The organism is Komarekiella delphini-convector SJRDD-AB1 (assembly GCF_014831675.1).
Lineage (GTDB): Bacteria > Cyanobacteriota > Cyanobacteriia > Cyanobacteriales > Nostocaceae > Komarekiella.
Genome location: NZ_VJXY01000010.1, coordinates 68,994 through 86,434, shown reverse-complemented (window position 1 = coordinate 86,434; position 17,441 = coordinate 68,994). Strand labels below are relative to the sequence as shown.

General features: G+C 43.1%; 12 protein-coding genes. 1 reads left to right on the top strand and 11 read right to left on the bottom strand.

What is annotated here, in order from left to right:
• Window positions 1-5: 5 nt before the first annotated feature.
• Entirely contained in the window at window positions 6-698 is a 693-nt protein-coding gene (locus FNW02_RS11540; RefSeq protein WP_191757688.1) for a response regulator transcription factor, read from the bottom strand.
• Between the two features lie 383 nt (window positions 699-1,081).
• Complete coding sequence (locus FNW02_RS11535; protein WP_191757687.1) at window positions 1,082-2,194, bottom strand: ATP-binding response regulator; 1,113 nt, start codon at window positions 2,192-2,194, stop codon at window positions 1,082-1,084.
• Between the two features lie 530 nt (window positions 2,195-2,724).
• Between FNW02_RS11535 and FNW02_RS11530 the strand changes: the two genes are divergently transcribed.
• A complete protein-coding gene (locus FNW02_RS11530) occupies window positions 2,725-5,994 on the top strand; it encodes an ATP-binding protein (protein ID WP_191757686.1) in 3,270 nt (1,089 codons plus the stop codon).
• A 249-nt stretch (window positions 5,995-6,243) separates the two neighbouring features.
• Here the strand turns inward: FNW02_RS11530 and FNW02_RS11525 are convergent, their stop codons facing one another.
• The 9 genes from FNW02_RS11525 to FNW02_RS11485 all read right to left on the bottom strand — a co-directional run bounded on the left by FNW02_RS11525 (window position 6,244) and on the right by FNW02_RS11485 (window position 17,384).
• Window positions 6,244-6,681 carry an Rrf2 family transcriptional regulator gene (locus FNW02_RS11525; protein WP_191757685.1) on the bottom strand — a complete coding sequence of 146 codons (438 nt, stop codon included), beginning with the start codon at window positions 6,679-6,681 and terminating at the stop codon, window positions 6,244-6,246.
• Between the two features lie 331 nt (window positions 6,682-7,012).
• Entirely contained in the window at window positions 7,013-7,909 is an 897-nt protein-coding gene (rfbD, locus tag FNW02_RS11520) for a dTDP-4-dehydrorhamnose reductase (protein ID WP_191757684.1), read from the bottom strand.
• A complete protein-coding gene (rfbC, locus tag FNW02_RS11515; RefSeq protein ID WP_191757683.1) occupies window positions 7,906-8,451 on the bottom strand; it encodes a dTDP-4-dehydrorhamnose 3,5-epimerase in 546 nt (181 codons plus the stop codon). Before rfbC ends, rfbD begins: the two co-directional genes overlap by 4 nt.
• 267 nt (window positions 8,452-8,718) lie before the next feature.
• Window positions 8,719-9,675, bottom strand: coding sequence for a glucose-1-phosphate thymidylyltransferase RfbA (gene rfbA / locus FNW02_RS11510; RefSeq protein ID WP_191757682.1), 957 nt, complete (start codon window positions 9,673-9,675; stop codon window positions 8,719-8,721).
• A gap of 423 nt (window positions 9,676-10,098) precedes the next feature.
• Complete coding sequence (locus FNW02_RS11505; protein WP_191757681.1) at window positions 10,099-10,965, bottom strand: calcium-binding protein; 867 nt, start codon at window positions 10,963-10,965, stop codon at window positions 10,099-10,101.
• 173 nt (window positions 10,966-11,138) lie between these two features.
• Window positions 11,139-12,203: a calcium-binding protein gene (locus FNW02_RS11500; RefSeq protein WP_191757680.1), complete on the bottom strand. Its 1,065-nt coding sequence runs from the start codon at window positions 12,201-12,203 to the stop codon at window positions 11,139-11,141.
• 78 nt (window positions 12,204-12,281) lie between these two features.
• Window positions 12,282-13,808 carry a pentapeptide repeat-containing protein gene (locus FNW02_RS11495; protein ID WP_191757679.1) on the bottom strand — a complete coding sequence of 509 codons (1,527 nt, stop codon included), beginning with the start codon at window positions 13,806-13,808 and terminating at the stop codon, window positions 12,282-12,284.
• 42 nt (window positions 13,809-13,850) lie between these two features.
• Complete coding sequence (locus tag FNW02_RS11490) at window positions 13,851-15,914, bottom strand: glycosyltransferase (RefSeq protein WP_191757678.1); 2,064 nt, start codon at window positions 15,912-15,914, stop codon at window positions 13,851-13,853.
• 192 nt (window positions 15,915-16,106) lie between these two features.
• Window positions 16,107-17,384 (bottom strand): calcium-binding protein, encoded by a 1,278-nt coding sequence (locus FNW02_RS11485; RefSeq protein ID WP_191757677.1) that lies wholly within the window; start codon window positions 17,382-17,384, stop codon window positions 16,107-16,109.
• Window positions 17,385-17,441 lie beyond the last annotated feature (57 nt).

The following is a 17,441-nucleotide window of genomic DNA, read 5'->3' as shown; positions in this document are numbered from 1 at the left end:
AGTTCCTATAGCTGCCCAGATAATTTGTTTTCTTCATTGAGAGCAGTATTTGCATAAATGGCAAGTTGCGATCGATTTTTGAGATTGAGGCGGCTAAGAATACTTGTCACATGAGTTTTTACAGTTCCTTCGGTAATGTAAAGCTGTTGGGCAATTTCGCGGTTTGTTGCGCCAACGCCAATCAAACGTAAAACTTCTTGTTCTCGTGCAGTGATTTCCGATGGCTTTGATGAGGCGGAGTCTTGATTAGTTGGAGTTGAAGCAGCTTTCGTAGCCAACAATTTATCAAATAACCCTGGCCCAAATTGAGTATAGCCATAATGTCCAAAGCGAATCGCATCTGCTAACTCACGTGAGGGCATATCCTTGAGCAAATATCCTTTTGCGCCTGCCCGCATTGCCCCTGTCAGATAAGAGTCATCATCAAATGTGCTCAAGACGAGAACTTTAACATTGGGAAAGTTTTGCACAATCAGTTTTGTTGCGGTTCGTCCATCCATTTCGGGCATCCGAATATCCATTAGCACCACATCGGGCTGGAGTGCAGCAACAAGCTCTAGTGCAACTTTGCCATTCTCGGCATCACCAACGACTTGCAAATCAGGCTCCTGTTCTAGTATTGCTTTAAGTCCTTGACGAATGAGGCTCTGGTCGTCAACGATTAACAGGCGAATTGGAGAAGATTCATCATTTTTCATCGGGATTACCTCATATTAATTCGTAATTCGTAATTCGTAATTCGTAATTTGTAATGGGCTGCGCTGTCGTAATTGAGAAAGTCTGATTTAATCTGGGTTCTTACATGATTGTATTTGTGGTTTTATTTTGGAAAGTTGGTTTAACTTATCAAAATTTAAAGGTGTTTGCATCGAATGAATGTCACAACTTAAGCATGAAATTTATCATGAGGTCAGATGAAATTAAATTAGTGGCTTTATATTAATTACAAATTCCGAATCTCAAATTCCGCATTTATAACTCAGTTATTTCACGGTTTACGATTGGGCGTTCTCTAGCCAGCACCTCCTGCAATCAATTGCAAAATCTCTTGTCATTTGTTTTTTGTCTTTTTTATCCCCGACTACTTCCCGTGATTTTCTCTGGGAAAGTTAACGACAATCTGACAGCCAGCACCCGGTTTACTGACAATTTCTAGCTGTCCGCCTACCGTAGCTGTTCGTTCTTGCATTCCTTGGAGTCCGTATCCCGCCACGGCTTGATCTGACTGAAAGCCTTGGCCGTTATCTTGGAGTGTCAATGATAGTCCTGTAACCGCTGTTTGAATTTTGATCTTAACGCTCGTGGCTTTGGCATGTTTATAAATGTTGGTTAGTCCCTCCTGGATAATGCGATACACTACATGATTTACTGAGTCGGAAAGCGGTTGTGATAAATCAATTTGGCAGTCTGGTAAGATATCGGTGAGGTGATAGAATTCCTCTGCAAGGTTGACGATCGCACCTTCGAGTAATTGTCCGTGGAGTGGGTCTGAACGAATGGCGGAAACTGATTCCCGCACTGCTTGCAGAGCTTCGGAACCCAGTTTTTTCGCCTCTACTAAAAACGATCGCGATCGCTCAAGATCAACTTGCCAAAGTGTCAGCGCTGTTTCCATTTGCACATTCAGCGCTACAAGAGAATGTCCTAGGGAGTCGTGGATATCACGCGCAATTCGATTGCGTTCTTCTAACGCCGCCATTTCCTCGATGCGTTGATTCAGTGCTCGTTCTTGCTCAAGCGATCGCCTCAGATCTGCTTCTGTTTGCTGCAAGCGACGATTTTGCTCTTGGAGTTGCAGTTGTAAGCGGCAAAGTTTGAGTTGATGCTCAATCCTGGCCAAAACCTCCTCAATCTGAAAAGGTTTGTGAATAAAATCAACGCCTCCAACCGAGAAGGCTTTCACCTTATCAAATACCTCATTCAAAGCGCTAATAAAAATGACGGGAATCTCCTGGGTTTGGGGATTAGACTTTAGGCGCTGACACACCTCATAGCCGGTCATTCCGGGCATATTGATGTCCAGCAGAATCAAATCTGGAGGTTGAGCCTGTATGCCGATCAAGGCGATCGAACCATTGGTGACACTCCGAACTTCATAACCTTGTTCATCAAGCATTGCTGATAAAAGGCGGAGATTATCTAGAGTGTCGTCAACGATCAGAATATCTCCCTTGGTTGATTGGGTGAATTCCATACTTCTCAAAGGGCTAAGAGAATCGTCAATTATTACGCTATTGCTAGGACATTCTACAAAAATTGTGGATGATGAGTGATGCAAAATCAAAGCTGTGCAATAAATCTATTGATGATGTTAGTTATTTCCAAGGTACAACGCGTATAAATAAATCGATGAGAATAAACAATTCTTTGTTAATATTGGGCATCAAGCATAAAACTTTATTAGTAAATTAATAATTTACATTCCTTAATATGGTTTATTTTATTTCCGTCTACCTAGTGAAATTAATTTTATAAGCAGCGATTTCCAACAAATTTATAACGTAAAAAACATTACTTTTGACCGCTGTATATAATCTTTGCCACGTTTGTAGAATTAAGTTTTAACTCTATTGTTGGATATTTTCCTACTTTGCTATTACCCATGAGGGTAATTTTATTTGAAACAGATCATCCTCTATATTATGCTAAGCCTCATTGGAATTGAAAAGCTTCTGGGTCAGCATTAGCACCCTAGCATTGCTGTTTAATTTAAGGAGTTCGGACATGCGTCCTCTCACCCATCAGGTTTTAAAGCTTGCTAAAAGTGTGCCTTTGCGCCATATTCTTGTGGTACCTTTTATACTGCAAATTTCTCTAGCCGTGGGGTTAACTGGGTGGCTATCAATTCAGAATGGGCAAAGAGCAGTTAATGAGGTAGCAATTCAACTCCGCAGTGAAATCACGGCTCGAATCCAACAGTATCTTCAAACCTATGTTGAAACGCCTCATAAAATCAATCAACTGAATGCTAATGCGATCCGGCTGGGCGAAGTTAATGTGCAAGATTTATCAGCATTAGAACGACACCTTTGGTATCAACTTGAGACGTTTGACACAGTGACGGCGGTTTATATTGGGTCAGAATATCGAGAACATGTTGCAGTTGAAAGAGCGGATGATGGTCGGTTTCAGGTGAAACTTTCGGGGAAGTCCACCGGGGATGAGATACGGATTTATGCAGCACAGCAACCGGGACGTTACACTAAACTTTTGAGATCCAGACCCAATTACGATCCTCGAACTCGTCCTTGGTATCAATCAGCAGTCAAGTCTCAAACAGCCAACTGGGGCGGAATTTATAAACTGTTTGCTACACCCAGATATGTACTCAATGCCAGCTTGCCAATCTATGACGATCGCAATAATCTATTAGGCGTTGCTGCCGTAGATTTTTCACTGACTGGGATTAGTCAATTTCTGCGGAGTTTGGAAATCGGGCGATCGGGCGAAACCTTTATCCTGGAACGGCGCACAGGATTGCTGGTTGGTAGTTCCGCCACTCAACAACCTTACGTGATTGAAAATCCCACAGCGCCTTTTACATTACAGAATCCCATCCGAGTCCAGGCGATCGCAAGCAATGATATTTTGACACGACGCACCACCGAATATTTGCTGCAACGCTTTGGAAACCTAACCCAAATTGACAAAAAACAACAACTAGATTTTGACATTCAGGGCCAACGGCAATTTTTACAGGTTGTGCCCATGAAAAATGATCAAGGCTTGGACTGGTTGATCATTGTCGTTGTCCCGGAACGGGATTTCATGGATCAAATCAATGCCAATACTCGCACAACAATTGTGCTTTGTCTGATTGCGTTTGCACTCGCAACTGGATTGGGCATTTTTACGGCTCGCTGGATTACGCAGCCGATTTTGCAACTGGGGAGCGCAGCCAAAGCGATCGCCGCCGGAAACTTAGACCAAAGAGTTTCTGTGAACAACGCAATCGAGTTAAACGAGTTAGCGCAGTCTTTTAACCAAATGGCGCAACAGTTGCGTGAATCTTTTTTAGCCCTAGCACAAACCAACGAGAGATTAGAAAGCCGAGTTAAGAAACGCACGACAGAACTCGACGAGAAAAATGCCCAACTTCAGCGGGAAATTCGGGATCGTCAAAAAGTAGAGGCGGCACTGAAAACATCGGAGGCAGAACTCCGATTAATGTTCGCTGCTATGACCGACATGGTAGTGATTTTTGATGCGGAAGGTCGTTACCTAAAGTATGTGCAAACCAAGTATGTGCTAACACAATCCTTCGCTTACAAACCTGATGTAGATCGTCTTGGCAAAAAAGTTCATGAAGTTTTACCTAAAGAAATTGCCAATCTAATAGTCGATGCCATTCAGCAAGCGTTGGAACTGAAAGAGGAACCCAGAAACCTTGATGGCACTCGCAAGAATGTTTTTGTTGAATACCACTTGTCGATCAAGAATCGAGAAACTTGGTTTTTGGCTAGTGTCTCGCCGTTATCTGACCGGACAGTGCTTTGGGTTGCTCGTGATATCACCAAGCTCAAAAAAACTGAAGTCGCGCTTAAAAAAGCCAAAGAAGCCGCAGATGCCGCCAACCTTGCTAAAAGTCAGTTTCTCTCTAACATGAGCCATGAACTGCGAACTCCCCTCAACATCATCCTCGGCTTTACCCAATTGCTGCTGCGGAATCGATCGCTTAACTCGCAGCAGCAGGAATACTTGGATACCATCAACCGCAGTGGCGAAGACTTGCTGACCTTAATCAATGATGTGTTGGAGATGTCCAAAATTGAAGCGGGTCGAGTCACACTCAACGAAACAAATTTTGACCTCTACGGGCTGCTTGATCGCCTCCAGCAGATGTTTGGTCTGAAAGCTCAATCAAGAGGTTTACAGCTCATTTTTGAGCGCTCAAGTACAATTCCACAATACATCTGTGCCGATGAGAGTAAATTACGCCAGGTTCTCGTTAATCTGTTAGGAAATGCAATTAAGTTTACACAGGTCGGTCAAGTGACGTTGCGGGTGGAAACTCTTAGCCAAACCATCACGCCTGATCATTGTGTTACTCTCCGCTTCAGTGTTGAAGATACGGGTTGCGGCATTGCTGCTACTGACTTTAATCGTTTATTTGAACCGTTTGTGCAGACGGAGGCAGGGCATAAAGCTCAAGAAGGAACTGGACTCGGATTACCCATTAGCCAGCGATTTGTCCGGCTCATGGGTGGAGAGATCACGGTGAATAGCACATTAGGAGAAGGCTCAACTTTTACGTTTGATATCCAAACTCGTGCAGTAATTCTGGATACCTTGCCAATGCCTGCACCGAGTCGGCAAGTCATTGGTTTAGAAACAGGACAACCCACCTATCGCATTCTAATTGTTGAGGATAAACTAGAAAATCGGCGGCTTCTAGTTGAGTTATTGACCCCTATTGGTTTTGAGGTACAAGAAGCAGTAAACGGTCAAGCTGCGATCGACCTCTGGCAAAGTTGGTCGCCTAACTTAATCTGGATGGATCTGCGAATGCCGATCATGAATGGATTTGAGGCAACTCAGCACATTAAAACGGCAGGCGGCTCTCAAGCCCCAGTGATCATCGCGTTAACTGGAAGCGCCTTTGAGGAAGACCGCTTGACAGCGCTATCTATGGGCTTTGATGACTTTGTGCGTAAGCCATTTCAGACGACCGTGATTTTTGAAAAGATGGCTGAATACTTGGGCGTTCGCTACGTTTATGCTGACGTGGACAATCAGGAAACCAAGGAAGGAGCAGCTTGGCTTTCTAATGCATCCTTTACGCCTATGCTAACGGTTGCAGACTTAGAGATAATGCCAAGTGACTGGATCGACCAACTACATCAGGCGGCGCTCCGAATCAATGCCAAGGAAATTCTCATGCTAATTGAGCAAATTCCTGAGCAGTATGATCACCTTGTGAAAGCGCTGACCGATCTAGTTGACCGTTTCTGTTTTGAAGAAATTATCGCATTAACTAAAAAAGGGACTGGGTAGTGGGGATTGGGGACTGGGGATTGGGCATGTGAGAGTCAGTACTGTGGACGGGTTTCCTGACTTGAGGAGCCGCTGCGTTGCCTCTTTTCCTCCGGTTGTTCGCTCTTAGCGTTCCCTTAGGGTAGCAAGTGGCGTGCAACTGGCGTTATTGGGCATTAATGAAAGAGACAAGGTAGACAACAGAGAGACTTCTTTAATAATTCCTCCCAGTCCCCAATCCCTAATCCCTAATCCCTAATCCCCAGTCCCTTAAATGTAATACATCAATTCTTTGTGTTTTCGGATTGCTCGTCGTTCACAAAGGTCTTGGAGTGTATATTTTTGCAACACGGCATTAGCAGCCTGACGGGCTTCTTGCCAAACTTCTTGAATCACTTCGCTTTCTACTGTGTTGACATTTGGCTCACAATTAGAAACAGCAACGTCTGCTCCTTCCATGCAGTTAAAAGCATCCAAGACTGTAATCGTCCGTGGATCTCGTGCCAGGACGTAGCCACCTTTGGCTCCGCGTATACTCTTAATTAGGCCTTGACGCCTTAAGGTTGCCAGGAGTTGCTCCAAATAGCGGTTTGGGATATCTTGTAATGCCGCTATCTCTCGAATTTGTAAGGATTCACCGCTAGGGTAGCAGGTTGCCAACTCTAACAGGGCTAGAAGTGCATATTCTGATTTGTTAGAGATTACCACGGGCGTAACATTTTAAATTCAAACCTAAAGCTATGAGTTCACTGCTTCAGTTTTCTTAAGCTACTGCCAAAGGAAATAGAACAGTTAAGTTTTTCTAATTAGCTGGTACTAGTGTAAAGACTTTTAGCAATCGAAGCAAATATTCTTTTTTTTAAATTTAATAAACAAAAGTTATTAATTATTCTACTGTTATCCTAGCGCGATCGCCCAGGCTGACCTGAGCTTCTAACGAAAGGTATTTATTATATCATGCCTCAAAAGAAACAATCTGCTTTCCCAGGAGTCCCGCCTTGAAATTGATTCCAAGGCTAGATATCGGTAGACGCCATACTTAGGCTGTGACAAAAATCTGTTCAGTCAGTACTAACTCTAAACTCCTTTGCCACTCTGGCAGAACCAGATCAAAAGTATTAGATAATTTCTGACTATTTAATAAAGAATAAGCTGGTCTACTAGCTGCTGTTGGATAATCCTTAGAGGTAATTGCTATTAACCTCTGTAGCTTACGCTCACTCTGCTGGAAATTATGGTCAAAAATCGCTTTAGCAAAACCATACCAGCTAGTCTGGCCATTGGCTGTTAAGTGATAAATTCCACTCTTGCTAGCGAGAAAACCAGATACATCCTGTCGAGCTTGAGATAAAATCTGGGCTGTAACTTCAGCAATTAGGCGGCTCCAAGTAGGCGCACCAATTTGGTTATTAACAACTCTAATTTCTTCCCGTTCCTGAGCCAGCTTTTGCATAGTCAGTAAAAAATTTTTACCTCGCAAACCATAGATCCAACTAGTGCGTAAAATCAAGTGTGGCACACCTACAGCCATGATTGCCTGCTCACCCGCTAGTTTTGTCATACCATAGATATTTTGCGGGTTAGGTTTATCTGCTTCAGTGTAGGGAGTTGTATTTAAACCATCAAATACATAATCAGTAGAATAGTGAATCATGGCTGCACCCAGCCGCTTTGCTTCCTCTGCGATCGCACCCGGAGCAATACCATTAATAGCCATTACTAAATCTGGTTCTGACTCTGCTTGATCTACTGCTGTGTAAGCGGCTGGATTAATAATTAAGTCTGGTTGGATTTCTCGGATAATACGGCGAATAGTATTTAGTTGAGCTAAATCCATCTGACTGCGCCCTACAGAAATCACTTCACCTAAAGTTATCAAAGTGCGTTGCAATTCCCAACCCACTTGTCCAGTTGCACCTGTCAGTAGGATTTTCATGTAAACACCTCTGCATCTCGCAGCAACTTAGCAACTTGATCTTTAGCAGAGAGTATTGGTTCTTCTTGAATTGGCCAAGCAATCATTAAATCAGGATCATTCCACAATATAGTACGCTCGTACTGTGGTGCATAGTAGTTTGTCGTTTTGTACAAAACTTCAGCATACTCTGAAAGCACCAAAAAACCGTGAGCAAAACCTGATGGTATCCACACCTGTCGTTTATTTTCGGCTGTCAGATATATACCCACCCATTGACAGAAAGTCTGAGAACTTTTTCTCAAATCGACAGCTACATCAAAGACTGTACCTGATATTACTCTTACTAGTTTTCCTTGAGATTGCTGGATTTGATAGTGCAAGCCACGTAATACGTTTCTAGCGGAAAGAGAATGATTATCTTGGACGAAATGCTCAGCAATTCCTGCTTTTTCTAGTAAGGTTTTTTCGTTATAACTTTCATAAAATAAACCACGATTATCACTAAAAATTTGTGGTTCAATCACTAATAAATCAGGAATTTCTGTCTGTATAATATTCATTGCAATTCCATTTTTGCTATATAATTTTTGCTTTAAATAATTAGCTAACCTCATTTTTGTAGATAATATTATAGTTTTGGTGGGCGATACCTGTGGCAAGCTGCTAAAAAGCCTCTACGTATAAGCTAAAACATTCATTAAATTGAGGTTTTAACTTACTCGATTTCATAAAAACTAATCATTCAAAAAAACTTTCTATCACAAAGTCAGAAAATTCGCAATATTTTAAGCGTTACATTCTTGGATTTGGATAAAGTCGAGCTTAGCTTATAGAAGCTGTAAATTTATATCCGAAGGCGATTGATTGACAGAAAATAATTCTGTTTTATCATTTTGTATAATTGATTCATAGTTCTGATTATTCTCTAAAATTGTCATTAGGTAATGACCATAGCTACTCTTAGCCATAGACTCAGCTAAGTGACGAAGTTGGCATGAGTCAATATATCCTTGGTTATAAGCAATTTCTTCAATACAGGCTATTTTTAAACCCTGCCGTTCTTCTAGAGTTTGAATAAAACTACTTGCCTGATGTAAAAATTCATGAGTACCAGTGTCTAACCATGCATATCCTCTTCCTAAAAGTTCTACTTGCAGTTGACCCCGCTGCAAATAAATCAGGTTCAAATCAGTAATTTCTAACTCGTTGCGAGTAGAAGGTTTGAGACTAGAAGCAATTTCTACAACTTGGCTATCATAAAAGTAAATACCAGGAATCACGTACTTAGATTTAGGAATTAGTGGTTTTTCTTCTATATCAATTACACGCATGTGTTTGTCAAATTCGATTACACCATATTGTTCAGGATGTTTGACTTGATAGCCAAATACCAATCCGCCTTTCTTCAAATTTGCTGCTCGATTCAGTACTTCTGTCAAACCATGTCCATAAAAGATATTGTCACCTAAAATTAAACATACTGGCTCGTTAGCAATAAAGTCTTTGCCCAAAATAAAGGCTTGAGCTAAACCTTCCGGCTTTGGTTGTTTGACATAACTAAACTTTAATCCCCACTGACTACCATCTTTTAATAGTTTTTTAAATAATGGCAAATCACTAGGTGTGGAAATAATTAAAATTTCCCTAATGCCAGCTAACATTAATACAGATAATGAGTAATAAATCATTGGCTTATCATAAACAGGCACTAGTTGTTTACTGATAACATGAGTTATTGGATAAAGACGAGTACCGGAACCACCAGCCAAAATAATGCCTTTCATGATCTACTCCTTATATAGCAATCCTATTTGAGTTGTAAGATATTTTATTAAGGCTGTCATTACACATAGCGTATCCCTTAAGAGAAAGGAAATTTCCTGGCAATCCAGGAAACTAGCGTTAGCGTAGGTTTAGCGATCGCGCAGCGTAAAAAGAAGCTTGTCTGCAACACACTACGTAGCCTAGAGCGATTACAACTAGGAGTTTTCTCCCTCCCCCCCCAAACCCTTACACCCCTACACCTTTAATTTCAGTCACCTGTAAAGGACATGAGTGATTTCTCACAAATTTAGGAATACTATAATAAAGCTTGCTGTTAATATTAATGGTCATATTTAATATTTTCATAGTTTTATTTTGACTAGTTTTGGTAGACTCATGAACGTATCTGATTTACACAATTAGAGTTACTAAGATACTAAAATTCAACTTTCTGCTAGTCCTACTTTTTCTCCTATAAGTCTGAGAAATCCCGTTCCAAAGTGCTGAATCTCTAGAAAACTTGCTTGCTCTGGAGCTGTTTTGTAAACTCGAAATGTCTTCATTATTCCTAATGTTGCAGCACTTTCTAAAGGACTAATAAAGCTGGTATTGCGGTCAAGAAAATAAGATTGGCTAGCCCAGTAAGCCATCTGATTAGCATTCAAAAAGTAACAGCCAGAGTGAGGATTAAGGGCGCGACGAAATAAAATTGGCATCCCTAGAATTTTACCCTGAAGTTTTGGTTGCTCGTTTACATTCTGAAAAGGTGCGGTTACTCTTGCTGCTAAATCACCATCAATGTAAGCTTTATATGTTAGATTGTGAGTGCAGACTTCATAACGATTCGGTTGAAGCAGACTCAGATCATTTGCTTGCTGAGTAAACCAATTTAATTTGATAAATAACCAGGGATCATGAAGAATTAGGTCATCTTCAAGGAAACAATAGTAATCATACTGACCAAGATAATCACGCAGTAATGCTTCGCACTCAAACCCCAACAATAAAGGTTCTGCCTGGGTAGGATGGTGCTTATAAAAATGGGAAGGTAAAGGTAACTGATTCAGAAGATGATTATCTTTGGTTGTACAAATAATAATATCTAGTTCGTGGGCTTGCAGTTGATTCGCGGGGAAAGCCAGTCGCCGTTCAATGTTGATAATACGTTGAGATTTGCCAAATAGCTGATGCAAAGCAGCAAGGCTTTGGCTTAATGCCAGCAAGCGAGGTTGGGGGTCTTTTCTTTGGGAAGCGTGCTTACCCTTGTTGTCAGGATTAAAAAAGTGGGCAATGGTAAAAAGAATCCGCATTGAAGTTTCAATATTTTGAAGTTATGAGTATTCATCTGTTGCTGTCCTACACATAAGATCAGCAACAGATGAAAACAATGATTGTGAACAATGGCTTAGTAATACTTGGAGTATCTCATCAAACGTGTGTTCAGCTAACGAGCCGAACATTAACAAACGTATCTTTCTGATATCTAGAAAACAACAATGTCATTCCTAGTAATCGAAGGATTGTTAGAGAATCTAGCTAGTTCTACCTGCGAAGTACTACCTGTACCATCGATGTCAAAGTAGAGTACATCAATACTTGTGTCGTAGATAAATCGGTCTGAGGAATCGTTAGCTAACGAACCTAAGTGAAATTGGCTTGCTGGAAGTACACCAGCTACCAACCCGCCGCCGAAACCAGCAGCAGAAACAAGGATGGTGTCATCAATAACAGAAAAGTTTGTGATGATATCAATGCCTTCAGTGGAAGCATTAAATTGAAATCTATCAGCACCAGCACCGCCAGTTAGAGTATCACTACCACCACCACCAATTAAGGTGTCGTTGCCATCCCCACCTTCGATCGCGTCATTGTCTTCTTGACCATCAAGAATATCATTACCGATACCGCCACTGAGGGTGTCATTGCCTAAACCACCAACTAAGCTATCAGCACCAGCCTCGCCGTTGAGAGTGTCATCACCGGCATCGCCATTGAGGGTATCAGCATCAGCCCCGCCATTGATTAAGTCACTACCATCTCCACCAAGTAATCTGTCAAGACCTACCCCACCCAGAAGGGTGTCATCTCCATCCCAGCCATCAAGAGTATCATTGCCGACTCCACCGTCGAGGAAGTCATTAGCGAACTCGCCTTCGAGATTACCTTGGTTGTCAACTCTGAACCCACCTAGAAAATCATTTCCACCTAAGCCAAGAAGGGTGTCGTCTCCAGTCTCACCAAAGAGGGTATCATTGCCATCACCACCATTGAGGTAATCGTTGCCGTTAGCACCATCAAGAAGATCACTACCTGCCTGACCAAAGAGGGTATCATTGCCGTCATCGCCATTGAGGGAATCTGCACCATCTCCGCCCAAGAGGCTATCATCACCGTCATCTCCTACAAGGGTATCGTTGCCTAATCCCCCAACAAGGGTGTCAGTTCCATCTTGACCGTCAATAAAGTCATTGCCACCTAGACCATCGATATGGTCATCAAGACCAGTACCTAAGATGTTATCGTTACCTGGGGTTCCAATGATACTCATATTTATTGCCTTTTGATTTTCAAAGTGGTTGAGAGTTTAAGGATTCAAGCTCAGATGTATATGTTCTGGGATGCATCCTTATGAAAACTGGAAGACAGGGCTGTTGGTTGGATCAATGTTGGTGCTGATATCAGCCTGGGTAAAGGAAGTATTGACGAGGGTGACTAACAAAGAGCCTGTGCCAAAGTTTGCGTTGCCAGCAATGCCATCTCCAAGTCGGAATTGGGTATTAGCGTTGACTATTCGTACATCAATTGCATTAATGTCACTGAAGGAAAGGATATCTCCGCCTGTTCCTGTTACAAATCCGTTGATTCGGTCTTGACCATCGCCACTGCTGTAGCGAATGGTATCAATTCCGGCGCTGCCAGTGAGGGTATCATTTCCGGCATTACCAATTAAGAAATCATTTCCAGCACCGCCAGTGAGAATGTCACTGCCTGCACCACCACTGAGAGTGTCACTGCCACCACCGCCGGTGAGCATATCATTGCCTAGCCCCCCGTCGAGATAATCATTACCGGCATCACCGTTGAGGATATCATCGCCAGCATTACCAAAGAGGTTATCGTTACTGCTTGTTCCATTGAAGGTGTTGTTAATTGCATCTCCAACAGTTAGACCAATGGCATCAACTGCGATCGCACCAGTCAGATCTGCTCCCACGAAGGTGGCATTGGTGAAGTCACCTTTAGACAGATCAGCATTTTTCAGATTGGTATTTGTGAAATTCGCGCCAACGGCAAGCCCATTGATGAAAACGCCTTCTGCGTTAGCTTGCGTAAAGTTAGCTCCACTCAAATCAGTATCATCAAATTTGGCTCCACTCAGATTCGTTACGGTAACATCGCCATTGGCAGCTACAAAAGGACTAAAATCAGCACCCGTCAAAACAGCGTCATCTGCAAGAAAGTTGCTTAGATTAGCGCCACGAAACTTGACATTGCCCGTCTGGCCTGGTTCGAGTGGAGCATCACTTAAAGAATTACCGCTGAAATTAGCTAGGTCAAAGATAGAGTCTTGCAGAGTCAGATCTGTGAGTTTTGCCAACCGGAAATCAGCACCCGTTGCATCAACGTTGATTAAGAGAGCGTCTTCCAGCTCAGTTTCTTCCAGGTTGACATTCACTAGCTTTGCGCCCGTTAAGTCAGCAGCTTTTAACTTTGCCTTAAATAAATCTGCTCCGGTAAAGTTAGCACCTCTAAGATTCGGTCGCTCGGATTGTTCACCACCGAGATTAGCTTCCCGCAGATTAGCATTTGTCAGATTAGCGTTTGACAGGTTGATGAATTTCGTGTCAATTAGGGACAGATTAGCCTCTCTCAGGTTGGCTCCACTGAGATTAACATTTTCCAATTTCGCCTTAAAAAAATTAGCTGGTTGAGGAAAGCTAGCATTAGGGGCAAAAATGGCATTTGATGCATCAACGTTAATCAGAACTGCTTCTTCAAAGTTAGTGCTTCTCAGTTGTGTGCGTGTGCCCTGAGCGTTGGGAGTGAATAGGACGTTTGTGAGGGTGGCTTTGAAAAAATTGGAACCATTCAAGTTTTGACCGCTAAAGTCATTTCCCACCAGATTTTGTTCACTAAAGTTGAAAGCTGGCATGCTATTTACCTAAAAAATCTGCTCGGTTTAAAGGTTGTGAATTCAAGCTGGTTTTTGTACTTCCACTTGTTTCTGAGAATTTTGTTGTTGCAGTTGCTCTTTTAACCAGGAAGAGAAGAGTTCGTTGAGCAGCTTTTGCTGCATGGGTTCGTCAAGTTGAGCTGGCATATATTTTTCTGGTCGCACAATCACCCACCAATCTCCTACACGAGTTGGGGGAGATAATTGCCCTGGTTGATTTACAGCAAGAATTCGAGCTAGTTTGGGATGAGGTGTACTCATTGCAACCGGGCCTATTAAGCCTCCAACCTGGGCTTCTGAGCCTTGAGAGTATTGCGCTGCTAGTTCAGCAAAAGGCTGTTCGTTTTCTAGAAGACGGAAGTAAAGTTCTTGGGCAGCAGCAGCATCATGAGTGCGGATTAAGGAGTAAACAACTTGGTCTAGTTGCTTCTTTCTTTGGTAAAAGTAAGATTCTAGTTGGCTACCCCAAGTAGCTTGTTTAAATTTCTCGATTTTCAGGTTCCGGGTTGCAAGGTCTAAAAATTGTGTTTCAGTCATACCTTGCTGCTCTAGCCAACTTAGGCGTTCAGACTCCGACATTAACTGATGTTTTGTACAGAAATCTTGACAACATTTAGCTTGTTCTTCTGGTGTGCAGTTAAAGGGTGCGTAGGCAAAGCCCGTCGTAGACATCGCTTCGTCAATCAAAAGTTCTTGCTGGAGCTTTGGTAGTAGTTGGTATCGACTCAAGAGGGGAATAATTTCTTGAGCTGTTACTGTCTGGTTATTGACTTGTATAAGTGCTGGGTTTTTGTGTTTCCCATTTGAGCCGTTCTCTTGAGTCGTAGTTATTAACTCAAGCTGAGTTTTTTTATATAGAAATAGGTTGCTTTTATCATCTTCTTGCTGCTGTATCCATTGCATCTGCTGGGGTAATAACTGCGCCAAGTCGTAGCGCTTCAAAATTGTTTCTCTTGCTTGAGCGCGAATCAACGCCATCTGCTCTGGATTTGTAAGCGCTTCTTCAATGCGATCAGCAATTTCTTGAGGTGAGAAAAAGTCTACTAATAGACCATTGACGCCATCTTGGATTACCTCGGTTACAGGGGCAGTTTTAGAAGCTATCAACAAACAACCTGCTGATAAAGTCTCCAACATTGACCAAGACAGGACGAAGGGACGCGTTAAATAAACATGTACAGAAGAAGCTTGGAGAACTTGCAGATATTCAGCATAAGGCAACCAGCCTGTAAAATGAACTCTGCCCAGATCGAGAGCATATTTTTCTAGCATCACCTCTTTGTAGGTTTTGCCATCAGGAAGCTGTTTGCCGTAAGCTACGCGATTTTCTCCCACAATCACTACATGACATTGAGGACGTTTTTGTTGGAGTAAAGCAACTGCCTCTATAAATTGCGGAAATCCCCGATAAGGCTCCATACCCCGCGCCACATAAGTGACGATTTCTGTGGCGTGAGAAAGGTCTAGATTGATGCGTGGGAGAACTAACTTTGCTCCTGGCTTGGGGCAAAAGAATTGCGTATCAATGCCATCATGAAGCACATTTATCTTATTGTGATACTCCGGCGGAAATTGCTGGCGCTGCCAATAGGTAGGAGAAAGACCGCGATCGCAACTATATAAATCCTGCAAAATCGGAGCGTTTTTAATCCGAATCCTGGCTTCATCGTCAGCAGTGAGCGGTTCATTAGGATCAAAGTCTGCGTCGGAACCATGAGCATGATAAAACCACTCGAAATAACACAGTAACTTACTGTTGGGAAAAATATCTTTGATAAATAGGGTCGGGCCCCAACCCGAATGGCCATAGACTACATCAGGAATAAATTTTCGAGCTTTGAGTTGTTCTGCCAATCTATAAACACCTTGACCCTGAAGGACGGCATTTTCTAGGGGTCTGACATAGTGGTGGGTTTCGGGCCGGGCCTCTCGTGTAGGGCTATAGATGACATTATTAACGCCTGGTAAATTACCTTCTTTACGAGCAGTTCCAAAGAAGACTTGATTACGTTTGTCTTTGGCTAGAGCGACAGCTAGATGACGAAATTGGGCAGGAAAATTCGGATGCAAAAATAAAATTCGCATGGCTGTTTAATTATTGGTTTTTTGCTGTCCCCAATTAAAGGGACAGCAAGAGATATAAAATTGAGACAATCAATCCAAAGAGTAGCTCAGTACGTTATGGTGACGCTGCGGCTGCTCCATTGATTTTTGGGTAACTTATCAGGCACGTGTTAATTGGAGGATTTCCAAATACACCGCCTGGTTGCCCATTTCCTAGACGACAGGTTCGACAACAAAATCTGATGCGTCGAACCGTCCTGGAAGTAACCCTTGCACAACGGCTAGCGTTTCAGATTGAGCAGGAGTAATGCCAGAGCCAGCTTCAGGAGCAATGTAGATCCGAGTATTATTCGTCGTAGTAGCACCATTAACAACGAGATTGACGCGGGCGAATGCCAACTGCTCAAATTCAACACCCTCAAGCAAGAAGAAGTCAAAACCATCCTGGAAGTCAGTTACCCAGTCACCAGCAGGAACAGGTATGACTGGCTCACCAGGCTGGGGTGGCTCAAATTCAAAGTCTTGGAATAACAATTGGAAGTAATCAGTTTCTTCAGCTACAGCCCCGCCAGTCAGGGTGTCGCGTCCGCTTTGGGTTTCTAAGTCTTCGCCGCCAAACACAATGTCAATGCCAGCTCCACCAATGATGCGGTCAACACCTGCGCCGCCGTCTAGGAAATCATCGCCAGCACCGCCATTGAGCACGTCATTGCCAGAGAGTGTGTCAACTGCATCAAAGTCGCCGTAGATGGTATCATTACCGCCGAGCCCATTGAGGTTATCATCACCTTCTCCACCATCGATGAAGTCACCATCAAGACCTCCCCTGATGGTTTCTAAGCCAGCGCCACCCAAGAGGGTGCTTGAACCTTCTCCGCCATCAAGAACGTCGTTGCCATCTCCGCCGTCGAGTGTGTCGAAACCTTCTCCACCTAACAAAGAGTCATCACCGGCAAAGCCATAAAGAATGTCATCGCCAGCCCCACCCACAAGGGTATCGTTACCACCACTACTTAAGGTGTCTGCTTCGCCATAGAGAGTGTCATTACCTTCTGCGCCATCGATAAAATCAGCACCCCCTGGAAGAGTTCCTTCTGTGTCATCACCATACAGCAAGTCATCAGAGAAGCTACCAATTAATGTGTCATTACCAGCACCACCCTGCACAGTATCCTCGAAGCCACCATAGAGCCAGTCAGCACCAGCACCACCATCAAGGAGGTCTTTGCCATCGAGAACGTCATCGATGTTCTGGCCACCATAGAGGGTGTCATTGCCGGCCTCACCAAACAGCGAGTCCTCGCCTGCATCCCCAAATAGTCTGTCGGCACCAGCTCCACCATACAGCTCGTCCTTATCGTCTCCACCTCGGAGGAGGTCATTACCACCTAAGCCAAATAGAGTGTCTTCACCAGCAAAACCTCGCAACGTATCAGCTTGAGCGGTACCTGTAAGGGTATCCTTGTCCGGTGTTCCGTTTCTAATTGCCATAAACTGATCCTTGTTTTAAAACAGTACTTTGCTAGCTCGCTTGAACATGCTTAATGC

Bases quoted from the DNA above. Each gene is read 5' to 3' on its own strand.
- FNW02_RS11540 (WP_191757688.1), bottom strand. From the start codon at position 698: ATGAAAAATGATGAATCTTCTCCAATTCGCCTGTTAATCGTTGACGAC.
- FNW02_RS11535 (WP_191757687.1), bottom strand. From the start codon at position 2,194: ATGGAATTCACCCAATCAACCAAGGGAGATATTCTGATCGTTGACGAC.
- FNW02_RS11530 (WP_191757686.1), top strand. From the start codon at position 2,725: ATGCGTCCTCTCACCCATCAGGTTTTAAAGCTTGCTAAAAGTGTGCCT.
- rfbD (WP_191757684.1), bottom strand. From the start codon at position 7,909: ATGAAAATCCTACTGACAGGTGCAACTGGACAAGTGGGTTGGGAATTG.
- rfbC (WP_191757683.1), bottom strand. From the start codon at position 8,451: ATGAATATTATACAGACAGAAATTCCTGATTTATTAGTGATTGAACCA.
- rfbA (WP_191757682.1), bottom strand. From the start codon at position 9,675: ATGAAAGGCATTATTTTGGCTGGTGGTTCCGGTACTCGTCTTTATCCA.
- FNW02_RS11505 (WP_191757681.1), bottom strand. From the start codon at position 10,965: ATGCGGATTCTTTTTACCATTGCCCACTTTTTTAATCCTGACAACAAG.
- FNW02_RS11500 (WP_191757680.1), bottom strand. From the start codon at position 12,203: ATGAGTATCATTGGAACCCCAGGTAACGATAACATCTTAGGTACTGGT.
- FNW02_RS11495 (WP_191757679.1), bottom strand. From the start codon at position 13,808: ATGCCAGCTTTCAACTTTAGTGAACAAAATCTGGTGGGAAATGACTTT.
- FNW02_RS11490 (WP_191757678.1), bottom strand. From the start codon at position 15,914: ATGCGAATTTTATTTTTGCATCCGAATTTTCCTGCCCAATTTCGTCAT.
- FNW02_RS11485 (WP_191757677.1), bottom strand. From the start codon at position 17,384: ATGGCAATTAGAAACGGAACACCGGACAAGGATACCCTTACAGGTACC.